This is a genomic window from Paraburkholderia sp. EG304, from assembly GCF_046543485.1.
In the GTDB taxonomy this organism is placed as follows: Bacteria; Pseudomonadota; Gammaproteobacteria; order Burkholderiales; family Burkholderiaceae; genus Paraburkholderia; species Paraburkholderia youngii.
Genome location: NZ_JBKGUA010000001.1, coordinates 23,315 through 37,294, shown reverse-complemented (window position 1 = coordinate 37,294; position 13,980 = coordinate 23,315). Strand labels below are relative to the sequence as shown.

At 66.6% G+C, this 13,980-nt stretch carries 13 protein-coding genes and 1 pseudogene; 10 read left to right on the top strand and 4 right to left on the bottom strand.

Features of this window, described 5'->3' with window-relative positions; genetic code table 11:
• Positions 1-124: 124 nt before the first annotated feature.
• A complete protein-coding gene (locus ACLFKU_RS00135) occupies positions 125-592 on the bottom strand; it encodes a CBS domain-containing protein (RefSeq protein WP_176108073.1) in 468 nt (155 codons plus the stop codon).
• A 286-nt stretch (positions 593-878) separates the two neighbouring features.
• Here ACLFKU_RS00135 and ACLFKU_RS00130 point away from each other — a divergent pair, with 286 nt between their 5' ends.
• The 3 genes from ACLFKU_RS00130 to ACLFKU_RS00120 all read left to right on the top strand — a co-directional run bounded on the left by ACLFKU_RS00130 (position 879) and on the right by ACLFKU_RS00120 (position 3,484).
• The gene (locus ACLFKU_RS00130) at positions 879-2,216 is read left to right on the top strand and encodes an O-acetylhomoserine aminocarboxypropyltransferase (RefSeq protein WP_410847792.1); all 1,338 of its coding nucleotides are present in this window, start codon (positions 879-881) and stop codon (positions 2,214-2,216) included.
• On the top strand, positions 2,213-3,046 hold the full coding sequence (locus tag ACLFKU_RS00125; protein ID WP_410847791.1) for an alpha/beta fold hydrolase: 834 nt from the start codon (positions 2,213-2,215) through the stop codon (positions 3,044-3,046). The genes ACLFKU_RS00130 and ACLFKU_RS00125 overlap by 4 nt, the downstream gene beginning before the upstream one ends.
• A gap of 117 nt (positions 3,047-3,163) precedes the next feature.
• The gene (locus ACLFKU_RS00120) at positions 3,164-3,484 is read left to right on the top strand and encodes an Mpo1-like protein (protein ID WP_368586531.1); all 321 of its coding nucleotides are present in this window, start codon (positions 3,164-3,166) and stop codon (positions 3,482-3,484) included.
• A 34-nt stretch (positions 3,485-3,518) separates the two neighbouring features.
• Here the strand turns inward: ACLFKU_RS00120 and ACLFKU_RS00115 are convergent, their stop codons facing one another.
• Positions 3,519-4,829 carry a YihY family inner membrane protein gene (locus tag ACLFKU_RS00115; RefSeq protein ID WP_410847790.1) on the bottom strand — a complete coding sequence of 437 codons (1,311 nt, stop codon included), beginning with the start codon at positions 4,827-4,829 and terminating at the stop codon, positions 3,519-3,521.
• A gap of 142 nt (positions 4,830-4,971) precedes the next feature.
• Between ACLFKU_RS00115 and wrbA the strand changes: the two genes are divergently transcribed.
• From wrbA to ACLFKU_RS00095, 4 genes and pseudogenes are all read left to right on the top strand, one after another.
• Positions 4,972-5,574: an NAD(P)H:quinone oxidoreductase gene (gene wrbA / locus ACLFKU_RS00110; RefSeq protein ID WP_368586533.1), complete on the top strand. Its 603-nt coding sequence runs from the start codon at positions 4,972-4,974 to the stop codon at positions 5,572-5,574.
• A gap of 10 nt (positions 5,575-5,584) precedes the next feature.
• Entirely contained in the window at positions 5,585-6,103 is a 519-nt protein-coding gene (locus ACLFKU_RS00105) for a DUF2069 domain-containing protein (protein ID WP_410847789.1), read from the top strand.
• A gap of 32 nt (positions 6,104-6,135) precedes the next feature.
• Positions 6,136-7,555, top strand: a pseudogene (locus ACLFKU_RS00100) (FAD-binding oxidoreductase).
• 52 nt (positions 7,556-7,607) lie between these two features.
• Positions 7,608-8,414: a metallophosphoesterase gene (locus ACLFKU_RS00095; protein WP_410847788.1), complete on the top strand. Its 807-nt coding sequence runs from the start codon at positions 7,608-7,610 to the stop codon at positions 8,412-8,414.
• 19 nt (positions 8,415-8,433) lie between these two features.
• Here ACLFKU_RS00095 and ACLFKU_RS00090 read toward each other — a convergent pair whose 3' ends face one another.
• Positions 8,434-8,586, bottom strand: a complete 153-nt coding sequence (locus ACLFKU_RS00090) for a hypothetical protein (RefSeq protein ID WP_368586537.1) — start codon at positions 8,584-8,586, stop codon at positions 8,434-8,436.
• Positions 8,587-8,784: 198 nt separating this feature from the next.
• Positions 8,785-9,723, bottom strand: a complete 939-nt coding sequence (locus ACLFKU_RS00085; protein WP_368586538.1) for a LysR family transcriptional regulator — start codon at positions 9,721-9,723, stop codon at positions 8,785-8,787.
• A gap of 211 nt (positions 9,724-9,934) precedes the next feature.
• On the opposite strand from ACLFKU_RS00085, the gene ACLFKU_RS00080 reads away from it, so the two are divergent.
• From ACLFKU_RS00080 to ACLFKU_RS00070, 3 genes are read left to right on the top strand one after another with little or no spacing between them, the layout of a single operon-like run.
• Positions 9,935-11,560, top strand: coding sequence for an efflux transporter outer membrane subunit (locus ACLFKU_RS00080; protein WP_410847787.1), 1,626 nt, complete (start codon positions 9,935-9,937; stop codon positions 11,558-11,560).
• Positions 11,561-11,568: 8 nt separating this feature from the next.
• Positions 11,569-13,788 carry an FUSC family protein gene (locus ACLFKU_RS00075; protein ID WP_410847786.1) on the top strand — a complete coding sequence of 740 codons (2,220 nt, stop codon included), beginning with the start codon at positions 11,569-11,571 and terminating at the stop codon, positions 13,786-13,788.
• A complete protein-coding gene (locus ACLFKU_RS00070) occupies positions 13,778-13,978 on the top strand; it encodes a DUF1656 domain-containing protein (protein WP_013089944.1) in 201 nt (66 codons plus the stop codon). The genes ACLFKU_RS00075 and ACLFKU_RS00070 overlap by 11 nt, the downstream gene beginning before the upstream one ends.
• Positions 13,979-13,980 lie beyond the last annotated feature (2 nt).

Genomic DNA, 13,980 nt, shown 5'->3' with positions numbered 1-13,980 from the left:
ATGAAGCGCGCGGAGCGGCGGACAAACGGCCCGGACACAAAAAAAGCGCCCGCTTGCGCGCGCGCCCTGTCGGCGGATTCGCGCTCGCGGCGACAGCCGGAGCGCGACGTTCGAGCCACGCGCATCAACGCGCCGGTTGCTGGTCCTGTCCTTCCTGCTCTTCCGGCCAGTCGCGGATATAGGCCTTCAGCATGCGGTTCTCGAACCCCTGCTCCTCGACCACCGCCTTGGCGACGTCGTAAAACGAGATGACGCCCATCAGCGTGCGGCTTTCCATGACCGGCAGATAACGCACGTGATGCTCGAGCATCATGCGGCGCACTTCGTTGACGTCGGTTTCGGGCGTGCAGGTGAGCGGATGGTCGTCCATCACCTTGCGGATCGTCGACGTACCGACGCTGCCGCCGTTCTCCCTCAAGGTCAGAATGATTTCGCGAAACGTCAGCATGCCGACGAGGTCGCCGTACTCCATCACGACGAGCGAGCCGATGTCGTGCTCGGCCATGGTGATGACGGCGTCATGCAGCGTGGTATCCGGCGTGACCGTAAAAAGGGTGTTGCCCTTGACTTTAAGAATGTCGCTGACTCGCATCATCTATCTCCTGGTACCGCCAATCTTGCAGTGCATTAAATGGTTGTTTCGATCCTATCGGAAAGGCCCATAAAAGGAAAGCGGCCCGCCAGCCAAGGCTCGGCGGGCTTTCGAGGGCTCCAATTCAGCTGACTTCCAGATAGCGAGCATGCCCCGCTCCCGGCACGAGCCGCACAAACCCGTGCTCCACCCGCGGGAAAACCGCGCTTGAAGCGGCGCGCGCCAATGATAGGATGGCCGGCCCACCCTGATCATTCGCGTGGCCCCTCCCGGCCCGCCGCACACGATGTCCGCCAACCGTTTCGATACGCTTGCGCTGCACGCCGGCGCTGCCCCCGACCCCGCCACCGGCGCGCGCGCGACGCCTATCTACCAGACCACGTCGTTTTCGTTCCGCGACTCGGACCACGCCGCCGCGCTGTTCAACATGGAGCGCGCCGGCCACGTCTACTCGCGCATCTCGAATCCGACCGTCGCCGTGTTCGAAGAGCGCGTCGCCGCGCTCGAAAACGGCGCCGGCGCGATCGGCACCGCGAGCGGCAAGGCCGCGCTGCATCTGGCGATCGCGACGCTGATGGGCGCCGGCTCGCACATCGTCGCGTCGAGCGCGCTGTACGGCGGCTCGCACAATCTGCTGCATTACACGCTGCGGCGCTTCGGTATCGAGACGACCTTCGTGAAGCCCGGCGACCTCGACGCGTGGCGCGCCGCGCTGCGCCCCAACACGCGCCTGCTGTTCGGCGAAACGCTCGGCAATCCGGGCCTCGAGGTGCTCGACATCGCCGCGCTCGCGCAGATCGCGCACGCGCACCGCGTGCCGTTGCTGGTCGACTCGACCTTCACGACGCCCTACCTGCTGCGCCCGTTCGAACACGGCGCCGACTTCGTCTACCACTCGGCGACCAAGTTTCTCGGCGGCCACGGCACGACGATCGGCGGCGTGCTGGTCGACGGCGGCACGTTCGACTTCGAGGCTTCCGGCCTCTTTCCCGAATTCACCGAGCCGTACGACGGCTTCCACGGCATGGTGTTCGCCGAGGAAAACACGGTCGCGCCGTTCCTGCTGCGCGCGCGGCGCGAAGGCTTGCGCGACTTCGGCGCGTGCCTGCATCCGCAGGCCGCGTGGCAATTGCTGCAAGGCATCGAGACTCTGCCGTTGCGCATGGAGCGGCACGTCGCGAACACACGCCGCGTGGTCGAGTTTCTCGCCGGTCATGCGGCGGTCGAATCGGTTGCCTATCCCGAGCTGCCGACGCATCCCGACCACGCGCTCGCGAAGCGGCTGCTACCGCGCGGCGCCGGCGCGGTGTTCAGCTTCAACCTGCGCGGCGACCGCGCGGCCGGCCGCGCCTTCATCGAAGCGCTGACGCTGTTTTCGCACCTCGCGAACGTCGGCGACGCGCGCTCGCTGGTGATCCACCCGGCATCGACGACGCACTTCCGCATGGATGCCACGGCGCTCGCCGCGGCCGGCATCACCGAAGGCACGATCCGTCTGTCGATCGGGCTCGAAGATCCGGATGACCTGATCGACGATCTCAAGCGCGCGCTGAAGGCCGCGCAAAAAACCGCCGCTGCGGCGCCCGCCGCCACGAACGCCCCCGCCCGACCGGAGTCCGCATGATCGTCACCGTCCAAGGCAAACCGGCCTACGCCTACACCGGCGGCAAACCCTTCGACGCGAGCCTGCCGAGCGCCGTGTTCATCCACGGCGCCGAGCACGATCACAGCGTGTGGGCGCTGCAAAGCCGCTATTTCGCGCATCACGGCTTCGGCGTGCTCGCGCTCGACCTGCCGGGCCACCGGCGCAGCGCCGGCCCCGCGCTCGCCAGCATCGCCGCGCTGGCCGACTGGCTCGCCGCGCTGCTCGATGCCGTGGGCGTCGCGCGTGCGTTCGCCGCCGGTCACAGCATGGGCTCGCTGATCGCGCTCGACTTCGCCGGCCGCTATCCGCAGCGCGCCACGCATCTTGCGCTGCTCGCGAGCGCGCTGCCGATGACAGTTTCCGACGCGCTGCTCGACGCCGCGCTCAATCGGGAGCCCGAAGCGATCGACATGGTCAATCAGTGGTCGCATTCGACGCTCGCGGCGAAGCCCTCGTGCCCCGGCCCCGGCTTCTGGCTGCACGGTATGAACCAGCGGCTGATGGAGCGCGTGTCCGCGAGCGGCGAACCGCATCTGTTCCACACCGATTTCACCGCTTGCCATACCTATGCGGACGGCCTCGCCCGCGCGGCGCAGGTGCGTTGCGCGACGCGCCTGATCGTCGGCCGGCGCGATGCGATGACGCCACCGCGCGCGGCGAAAGCGCTCGCCGATGCGCTCGCGCAGGCGGGCACGCCGGTCGACACCGTCATGCTCGATGCGGGCCACGCTTTGATGACCGAGCAACCCGACGCGACGCTCGATGCGCTGTACAGCTTCGCTACGCGTGCGCCGCACGAAGCGCGCTGAATCACGACGATATCCACGCCGAACCTGACGCGCCATTGGCCAAATGGCCAGGTTGCGTTAGGCAGGCGATCGCCGGAGAATGATTTGAAGCGTCTCTTTCAGCCTCCGGAGGCCGTTATGGCTCATACAGCACATACCGATCACTTCGCGAGCTTCGCGGAGTTTTACCCTTACTACCTGAGCGAGCATCGCAACATCGCGTCGCGGCGGCTGCATTTCGTCGGCTCGCTCGGTGTAATTGGCTTTCTCGCGATGGCGCTCGCCACCGGCAGCTGGGTATGGCTGCCGGCGGCGGTGGTGTGCGGCTATGGCTTCGCGTGGGTCGGCCATTTCTTCTTCGAAAAGAACAAGCCGGCCACCTTCCGTCATCCGCTTTACAGCCTGATGGGCGACTGGGTGATGTTCAAGGACATCTGCGTGGGGAAGATATCGTTGTAGTTTTACCAGGTCGGCTCGAAGTCGAGCCGACCTGTCATGCCGCCTGGTGCGGCATCGAAGCCGCCGCACGTTCGTCTCCGGGTCGCGCCGCCCTTGCCGCCGCGCGCGAAGCGAGCAGCGCGGCGAGCGTCACCTTCAGCTGGTCGTTGTCGAGCGCGGCGAGCAGCATGCCGCCGTCAACCCGCGTGGAGTCGAGTTCGAGCTGATACGTGAGCTCCGCGCGGTCGATCACGAACAGGTCGTACAGCCGCTGCACGGTCACCTGCGCCGGGTTAGCGAGCAGCACGTAGTGCGGGCCGGTATGGTCCTCCTCCAGCCGCGCGATCCATTCGATCTCCTCGAGACGCTGCAACAGAATCAGCGTCGTATCCTTGTCGCGGCGAAGCATGCGTGCAAGCTCGGGCATCGTGTAGCCGCGTCTGCCGCCCTCACGCGCTTCGCACAGCCGCGCGAGCAATTCGAGCGAATCGAACAGATTGCTGCCATAGAACACCGGGCGGTGAAACTGACCGATGCGGATCGCCGGCAACGCCGATGCGATCATCGCGCCGGTCAGCGTGATGAACCAGCACAGATACATCCACACGAGGAACAGCGGCACCGCGGCGAACGCGCCGTACACGGCCGTATAGGTCGGAATACGGCGCACGTAGTAGCCGAAGCCGCGCTTGGCGAGCTCGAACGCGACCGCGGCGATCACGCCGCCGACCACCGCGTCGCGCCATTCGACACGGCAGTTCGGCAAATAAACGTAAAGGATCGTGAACGCGAGCATCGTGAACGGCAGCGTGGCGCTCGCGAGCGCCCATTCGATCAGCGGTGTGATGCGCTGCGCGGCGCTGAACGACATCGATTGCGTGAACAGATACGACGAGATGGACAGGCTCACGCCGATCAGGATCGGACCGAGCGTGATGATCGCCCAGTACACGAGAATGCGCTGCGCGACGGGCCGCGCCTTGCGCACGCGCCAGATCACGTTGAACGCGGACTCGACGGTCATCATCGTCATCACCGCGGTGACGAACAGGATGATCATGCCGATCGTGGTCAGCCCTTTGGCCTTCGACGCGAACTGGTTCAGATACTTGAAGATCTGATCGTTCAGTTGCGCGGGCATCAGGTGATCGGCAAGAAAAAACTGCAACGACGCCTGGAACGAGCTGAAGATCGGAAACGCGGTGAACAGCGCAAACGCGACGGTGGCGAGCGGCACGAGTGCGAGCATCGTGGTGAACGTCAGGCTGCCCGCGACCTGCGGAATCCGGTCCTCGCCGATGCGTTGCGCGGCGAATGCCGCGAGCCGTTTGAGCGTGTCGAGATCGAAACGCACCCTAACCAACAAACCTGCCTCCTTGCTTGCTGAACCGTCGGAACGGGACTGCGGGTACCCCGTGCGGCGTTCGGCCGGACCTGCTGGCCGAACGGCTATGAATGGCCTGTGCAACGGACCGAACCCCTATAATACCCGTTCAATGATGAGGCCTATGAAAGACATTCTCGTGCTTTATTACAGCCGTCACGGCGCCACGCGCGAGCTCGCGCTGGCGATCGCGCACGGCGTCGACAGCGTCCCCGGCATGCAGGCGCGCGTGCGCACCGTACCGGCGGTTTCCACGGTCTGCGAGGCGAGCGAGCCGGACATCCCCGCCGAAGGACCACCGTACGTCGAGCTGCGTGACCTCGAAGAATGCGCGGGCCTCGCACTCGGCTCGCCGACCCGCTTCGGCAACATGGCGGCCGCGCTCAAATACTTTCTCGACGGCACCACGCCGCAGTGGCTATCGGGCGCGCTGGCGGGCAAGCCGGCCTGCGTGTTCACGTCGACCGGCAGCCTGCACGGCGGCCAGGAATCCACGCTGCTGTCGATGATGCTGCCGCTGCTCCATCACGGCATGCTGATCGTCGGCATTCCGTACACGGAGAGCGTGCTGTCCACCACGCAAACCGGCGGTACGCCGTACGGCGCGTCGCATTTCGCGCGCGTGGGCACGACCGGCCATGGCATCTCCGCCGACGAACGGACGCTCGCCATTGCGCTGGGTGCGCGGGTTGCGCGCACGGCGGCGTCGATGTCAGAAAGGCCGTGAGCGCAAAGCCGTGAACGACCCGCACCCGCAACCAACCGACCGCGACGACGCCCGTCGGGACGCCAGCGGCGCGGAATTCGCAAGCACGTCGGCAGCCGCAACCGTCGTACCCGTGCAGCCCAAAGCCGCCGCCGCGCTCGTCGCCGCTTTCACACTGGTCGCGATGATCGTGCTGGCGGTCGCATGGGAATGGTGGCTCGCGCCGTTGCGGCCTGGCGGCTCCCTGCTCGTGCTGAAGGCGTTGCCGCTGCTCTCCGCGTTGCCGGGCGTGTGGCGGCGTCGGCTCTATACGATGCAATGGGCGTCGATGCTGGTCCTGCTGTATTTCGCCGAAGGCGTCGTGCGCGGCTGGAGCGATCAAGGCCTGGGCGCGCGGCTCGGCTGGCTGCAAGCAGCGCTCGCCGTGATCTTCTTCACCTGCGCGCTCGCGTATGTGGGGCCGTTCAAGCGCGCGGCGAAACGCGCCGCGAAACAAGCCGCAAAGCAGGCTGTAAAGCAAACCACCCGCGAACCAACCCCGCCCGCCTGACGTCCAAGCTTCAAAACCGTCAACCGATCCACATGAACCACACCGCTTTTCTCGCCGCCTGCCGCGACGCCATCGGCGCGGCTCACGTCCTGACCGATCCGCACGACACCGCTCCCTTTCTGACCGACTGGCGCCGCCGCTACACCGGCGCGGCCTGCGCTGTGCTGTGCCCGGCCACGTCCGCGGAAGCCGCCGCGCTCGTCACACTCGCGGTCGAACATCGCGTCGCGCTGGTGCCCCAGGGCGGGAACACAGGCCTCGCGGGCGGCGCGACTCCTGACGCTAGCGGCGCGCAAGCGGTCATCAGCCTGCGCCGATTGAATCGCGTGCGCGACATCGATCCGCACAACAACACAATCACCGTCGAAGCCGGCGTGATCCTCGCCGACGTGCAGAAGCACGCCGAAGCGGCCGGGCGTCTGTTTGCGCTGAGCCTCGCCGCCGAAGGCAGCTGCACGATCGGCGGCAATCTGTCGACCAACGCGGGCGGCACCGGCGTGCTCCGCTATGGCACCACGCGCGAGCTATGCCTCGGCCTCGAAGTGGTGACGGCCGCAAGGCGAACTGTGGGACGGCCTGCGCGGGCTGCGCAAGGACAACACCGGCTACGATCTGCGCGACCTGTTCATCGGCGCGGAAGGCACGCTCGGCCTGATTACCGCGGCAGTGATGAAGCTGCATCCGCAGCCGGCGGCGCGCGTCACGGCGCTCGCCGCGCTCGCGTCGCCGCATGCGGCGCTCGATTTTCTCGCGCTCACGCAACGCGTCGCCGGGCCGCTGCTGACCGGCTTCGAGCTGATGTCGGATTTCTGCCTGCGCCTCGTCGGCCGGCATTTCGAACAGATGCGTTATCCGTTCGCCGAGCCGCATGCGCAAGTCGTGCTGCTCGAACTGTCGGACAGCGAAAGCGAAGAGCACGCGCGCACGCTGTTCGAGGGGCTGATGGAAACCGCGCTCGAACAGGGTCTCGTCGAAGACGCCGTGGTCGCGGAAAACCTCGCGCAGTCGCGCGCGTTCTGGAATCTGCGCGAGCACATTCCGCTCGCGCAGGCCGAGGAAGGGCTGAACATCAAGCACGACATCGCGGTGCCCATCTCACGCATCGGCCACTTCATCGAAGCGACCGATGCCGCGATCGCGCAAGCCGCGCCGGGCGCGCGCATGGTCACGTTCGGCCATCTCGGCGACGGCAATCTGCACTACAACGTGCAGGCGCCCGAGGGCGTCGACGCGAAAGCGTTTCTGCGGCAGTACCAGAGCCCGATCAACCGGATCGTCTACGACAGCGTGAATGCGCACCGCGGCAGCATCAGTGCGGAACACGGACTCGGCCAACTGAAGATCGACGAGGCCGCGCACTACAAGCAGGACGTCGAGGTGCGGATAATGCGCGCGATCAAGCACGCGCTCGATCCGCTGAACCTGATGAATCCGGGCAAGGTGCTACGCTAATGTTTGAAGCCTCCGCGATCCGGCGCGGCGGCGTTTCGCAGGAGTCGCGTCCGTGAAGATTCGCGTGCTGTCCGATCTGCATCTGGAAAACGACGAGCCTGAACTGATCCCGCATGCGCAGGCGGATCTGGTCGTGCTGGCGGGCGACATTCACAACCATGGGGCCGGCCCGCGCTGGGCCGCACAGGCGTTCGACGACACGGTGCCGGTCGTCTACGTGCCCGGCAATCACGAGTACTACGACGGTGAGTTCGGCGCGCTGGAGAGCGCGACGCTCGACGCGGCCGCGCAGGTCGATAACGTGCACGTGCTGAACAACGCCACGCTCGTCGATAGCCAGGGGCGCTGGCGCGTGCTCGGCACGACGTTGTGGACCGACTTCGCGCTGTACGGCGCGACGCCCGAAGCAATCGAGGAATCGATCGTCGCGGCGCGCCGCGTCATGCTCGACTATCGCGGGCTGATCCAGATGAACTGGCCGCACGACCCGCGCGACGCCGCGCGCGACTTCACGCCCGCCGACTCGCTCGCGCTGCACCAGCATGCGCGCGCGTGGCTCGAAAGCGAGCTGACCAAACCGTTCGCCGGCCAAACGATCGTGGTCACGCACCATGCGCCGCATCGGCTGAGTCTCGCCGAGCGCTTTGCCGAGGACCGCGCGTCGGCGGGCTTCGTCAATCACCTGCCGGAGCTCGTGCGCGCGCCCGTCGCGTTATGGATTCACGGCCACACGCATACGTCGTTCGACTATGTGCTGGACGGCACGCGTGTCGTGTGCAATCCGCGCGGCTATTTCGACCGGCGCAAGCGCGAGTGGGAAAATCCGCTGTTTGCCTGGGACAAGGTCGTCGAGATCTAGCTGGTTCTAGCGGGCCCGCTCACCGCTCTCGCCGCGGCGCATCCTGTGACTCGACCTCGACCGGCACGAGGCGCGGCTGCTGTACACGTATGCGTCGCAACAGATCACGCGACGCGGCGACGCCGATCAATCCGAACATGACGGCCAAGCCGATCATCAGGTGCGTATCCATGGATGTGTCGTCCTTCAGTGGTTGCGAGGTGCCGAACGGCGGCGAATCCAGCGCGTACGGCCAGAGCGGCGACGCGTGAACGACACGTTAACAAATCGACTGCGCGGCAGAAGTAAAGAAATGTTGCGGCGCGGCGCGTGTGTAACACGCTGTCACGCCGCGCGCCCCTCGAACGTCAACGCTTGACGAACCGGTCGGTCAGGTTCGCGCGAACTGCCGCAATTCTTCCTGATCCGCCGCCAGCGTCGAGGGCAACTCGTCGCGCAGGAATTCGACCCACGTGCGGATCTTCGCATCGAGATACTGCCGCGACGGATACAGCGCATACAGGTTCATCTGCTGCGACGTGTACTCGGGCAGCAGCCACACCAGCTCGCCGCTGCGCAAACCGCTGATCGCCGAGTAGATCGGAATCAGCGCGATACCCATGCCCTGGGCGACAGCCACGACCATCGCCTCGGCCACGTTCACCTGGAACGTCGCCGAGCCGAGCGACACGAGTTCCTCGCCGTTCGGGCCGTCGAAGGTCCATTTGTCGGGCGGGTACACCGGCGTCACCATCTGCAGGCAGTTGTGCTGCGCGAGATCCGCGGGTGTTTGCGGCACGCCGTGCCGCTCCAAATACGCAGGCGACGCGCACGCAATGCTGAACGCGCTGCCAATGCGCTGCGATACGAGCCCCGAGTCCGGCAGGCCGGTGGCGAGCGTCAGCGACACGTCGAAGCCTTCGTCGAGCAGATCCGGCATGCGCTGCGCGAGCGTCAGCTCGACATGCACGTCCGGGTAGCGCTGCTGATAACGGCTAACGGCCGGCACCACGTAGTGCTGGCCGAAGCTCGTCATCGCGTGAACCTTCAGCTTGCCGGATGGGCGCGCATGGGCGTCGCTCGCCTCGGCCTCCGCCTGATCCACGTACGCGAGGATCTGCTCACAGCGCTGCAGATAGCGCTCGCCCGCCTCGGTCAGCGCGATGCGGCGCGTGGTCCGGTTCAACAGCCGCGTGCGCAGATGCGCTTCCAGATCGGAAACCGCGCGCGACGCGTAGGCCGTCGTCGTATTCAGATGCTGTGCGGCGCCAGTGAAGCTGCCCGCTTCGACGACGCGGACGAATACGCGCATGTTTTGAAGCGTGTCCATACCTATCCTCTGTCGACCGGAGTGGGCGCTTTCGCCCCTGCTCCGATCCCATGCAACACAGTTGCGAAAAATCGGCAGCGATTGTTACACGATCAGCAATGGCCATTATCTCATGTCTTGTAAAAATGCCTTGCATCATTACCGGTTATTCCGCAATTGATCGAAAAATATAATTGCGCACAAGGTTCTATAGTCAAATTTGGAGGAAATCGTGCAGTCTCCGGTACACAAAGGGATCGCCGCAGCCTCGGTTCTTACGATCCTATTAACAATCGCCGGATGCGCAAGTACCGGGGGCGTGGCGCCGCAAACGCGCACGATCAATCCTTCATCGCTCGACGCCGGCAACGCGATTCGTGCCGCCAACGCCGATGCCCAGTGGCCCGCCGCCGACTGGTGGCGCGCCTATAACGATCCGCAGCTGAACCAGTGGATCGCGGACGCACAGGCCGGCAATCCGAGTCTCGCGGTCGCCCAGGCGCGCGTGCGCGAGGCGGCGTCGATGGCCGGTGTCGCGCGCGCGGCGCTCGCGCCGCAAGTCAACGGCAGCCTGTCGATCCAGCGCGAGCAGTGGCCCGACAACGTTTTCTACGGGCCGGGGCCGCTCGCCGGCGAGCAGTCGTGGAACAACACCGGCACGCTCGGCCTCTCCTATCACCTCGACTTCTGGGGCAAGGACAAGAACGCCGCCGAGCGCGCGCTCGACCTCGCGCACGCGAGCGCCGCCGACGCGCGCGCCGCGCAGCTCGAACTGCAGGCGAACGTCGTGCGCACCTATATCGAGATGTCGTTGAACTACGCGCTGCTCGACATCGCGAAGGCCACGCTGCAACAACAGCAGCAAATCGTCGACCTCGCGAACCGGCGCCTGAAGGGCGGCATCGGCACGCAGCTCGAAGTGAGCCAGGCCGAAACGCCGATGCCCGAGTACGAGCGCCAGATCGACGCGATCGAGGAGAAGATCGCGCTCGGCCGCAATCAGTTGGCCGCGCTCGCGGGCAAGGGTCCGGGCGCCGGCGACGCGATCCAGCGCCCGACCTTGTCGCTCGCCGCGCCCGCCGGTCTGCCGGCCGCGCTGCCGGCGGATCTGATCGGCCACCGCCCCGACGTGGTCGCGGCGCGCTGGACGGTCGCCGCACAGGCGCGCGGCATCGACGTCGCGAAGGCCGGGTTCTATCCGGACATCAACCTGCTCGCGTCGATCGGTGGCTATGCGGCGATGGGGCCGCTGTTCCAGTTCCTGAAGAGTCCGTCGCATAGCTGGAGCGTGGGCCCTGCGCTGACGCTGCCGATCTTCGACGGCGGCCGGCTGCGCTCTCAGCTCGGCGCCGCGTCGGCGGGCTACGACGAGGCGGTCGAGCGCTACAACCAGTCGATCGTCACCGCGCTGAAGGACATCTCCGATCAGGTGATCCGCATCCGTTCGCTGACCACCCAGGCCGACGACGCCGACCGCTCGGTCGCCGCCGCGCGCAGGAACTACGATCTGTCGCGCGAGGGCTTCCGGCGCGGCTTGACCGACTATCTGAACGTGCTGGTCGCGCAGAACCAGTTGCTGCGCGCGCAGGAAGGCGTCGCCAAGGTGCAGGCCGAGCGGCTCGGCGCGCATGCGTCGCTAATGACGGCGCTCGGCGGCGGTCTCGACGATCCGGCCAACGGTCCGCGGGATAGCGAAACTTTGCCGGCGCATGGCAAGGGCAGCAACGAAGGCAAGAGCGGCTCGGCGGATAGCGGCACGGCGAAGGCAAAGGCGGATGCGAATGGCAACGCCACGACAAACGCAGTCACCACCGCCACCACCGCCTCGCGCGCCCCGAACGCGCCCGCGTCCGAGTAACAAAAGCCATGTCCTCCTCGTCCTCCCCGTCGACCGCGCGCCCCGCGTCGTTCGCCGCGCTCTACGAAGCCGCCGCCCACTGGGCGCGCACCGACGGCCTCGTGTGGATGTATCTGTTCAAAGCGCTCGCCGCGTGTTTCCTCGCGCTCGGCATCGCGATGAAACTCGATCTGCCGCAGCCGCGCACCGCGATGACCACCGTGTTCATCGTGATGCAGCCGCAAAGCGGCGCGGTGTTCGCGAAAAGCTTCTACCGGATCTGCGGCACGCTGGTCGGTCTGGTCGTGATGCTCGCGCTGATCGGCCTGTTCGCGCAGCAGCCGGAGCTGTTCCTGATCACGACCGCGATCTGGGTCGGCATCTGCACCGCCGGCGCCGCACGCAATCGCAACTTCCGTTCGTACGGTTTCGTGCTGGCCGGCTACACGGCCGCGCTGATCGGCATCCCGACCTGGCAGCATCCGGATGGCGCGTTCCTCAGTGCGCTCACGCGGGTCGCCGAAGTCGTGATCGGCATCATCTGCGCCGGCGCGGTCAGCGGCCTCGTGTTTCCGCAGTTCGCCGGCCAGCAGATGCGCAGCACCGTGCGCGCGCGCTTCTCGGCCTTCGTCGAATACGTGTCGGCGTCGCTGGCCGGGCGCAACGACCGCGCGCAGATCGAAGCGACCAATGCGCGCTTCGTCGCCGACATCGTCGGTTTCGAGGCCGCGCGCAGCATGGCCATGTTCGAAGGTCCCGATTCGCGGATGCGCGGCGGGCGCCTCGCGCGTCTGAACAGCGAGTTCATGACCGCGTCGACGCGCTTTCACGCGCTGCATCAGTTGATGAACCGTCTGCGCGAGAACGGCACGCACGGCGCGGCGATCGCGATCGACGCGCTCGAGCCGTACTTCAAGGAGATCGCGCCGTTGCTCGCGAAGTCGGGCGAGCCGGTGCTGAGCGCGGCCGACGCCGCGCACGCCGCGGCGCAGCTCGACACCTACAGGAGCGAGTTGCCGAAACGCGTGCGCGCGACCCGCGACGAGCTCGAAACCCACCCCGACGCGCCGTTGCTCGATTTCGACACCGGTGCCGAGCTGCTGTACCGCTTCATCGACGACCTGCACGCGTATGCGGCGACCTACGCGTCGCTCGCGGTCGACACGCACGCGCGCGAACGCTGGATCGAGCGCTACGAGCCGAAAACCAACGCGATCGCAGCCGGCGTCGCGGGCCTGCGCGCGGCCATCGTGATGCTGGTGCTCGGTGCGTTCTGGATCGCGACCGCGTGGCCGAGCGGCTCGACGCTGACACTCGACGCGGCGGCCGTGTGCGCGCTCGCGTCGTCGTCGCCGGACCCGAAGCGCACCGCGTTCCAGATGGCCGGCGGCACGGTGCTCGCGGCGCTGATGGGCATGACCGCGGTGTTCGGCGTGTATCCGCACATCGACGGCTTCGTGATGCTGTGTGTCGCGCTCACGCCGTTCCTGCTGCTCGGCGTGTTCATGACCACGCGTGCGAAGCTCGCGGGCTACGGCGTCGGCTACTGCATCTTCTTCTGCTTCCTCGCCGGCCCCGACAACGTGATTCGCTACGACCCGAGCTCGTTCATGAACGACGCGCTCGCGCTGGTGCTGTCGATGCTGGTGGCGTCGATCGCTTTCGCGGTGCTGCTGCCGCCGTCCACGCCGTGGCTGCGCAACCGCCTGCTCGTCGACCTGCGCCGCCAGGTGGTGCTGGCTGGCCGCGCGAGTCTTGCGCGCGTGCGCTCGCGCTTCGAGAGCGGTGCGCGCGATCTGATGTTCCAGATCAATTCGCTGTCGCAGAACGAGCCCGAAACGAAGCGCGACACGCTGCGCTGGCTGTTTTCGGTGCTGGAGGTCGGCAACGCGGTGATCGACCTGCGCCGCGAAATCGCGACGCTGCCCAGCGAGCCGCGCTACCACAAGGCGGCGCCGTGGCGCGTCGCACTGCGCTCGCTGCGCGATGCGCTCGCGGCGCTGTTCGAGCGGCCGCGGGAGCGGCACTTCGAACGCGCGCTCGCGGCGACCGCCGATGCGATCGCTCAAGTGCAGCAGCTGATGGCCGGCTTTACGCCATCGCGCGAAGAACGCCATCAACTGCTGCGCATTCTCAGTCAACTCCATTTCATCCGTACCGCGCTGCTCGATCCGCAGTCGCCGCTCGCGTCGGCGATCGGCGCGCGCGCGCACATCTCAGAAGAAGAAGGAGCTCCTCATGCCGCGTGATATCGCCGTGCTCGATGCCTATGTGCCGGCCATTCTGCTGCTGTTCATCGCGGGCGCCGCGCTGACCTGGCTACTCGATCGCGTGATCGCCTATACGGGCCTGTATCGCGTGGTGTGGCATCCCTCCCTGTTCCGGGCGAGTTTGCTCGTGTCCGTGTGCGGCCTTCTCGGCCTCGCCGTTTATCGTTGATC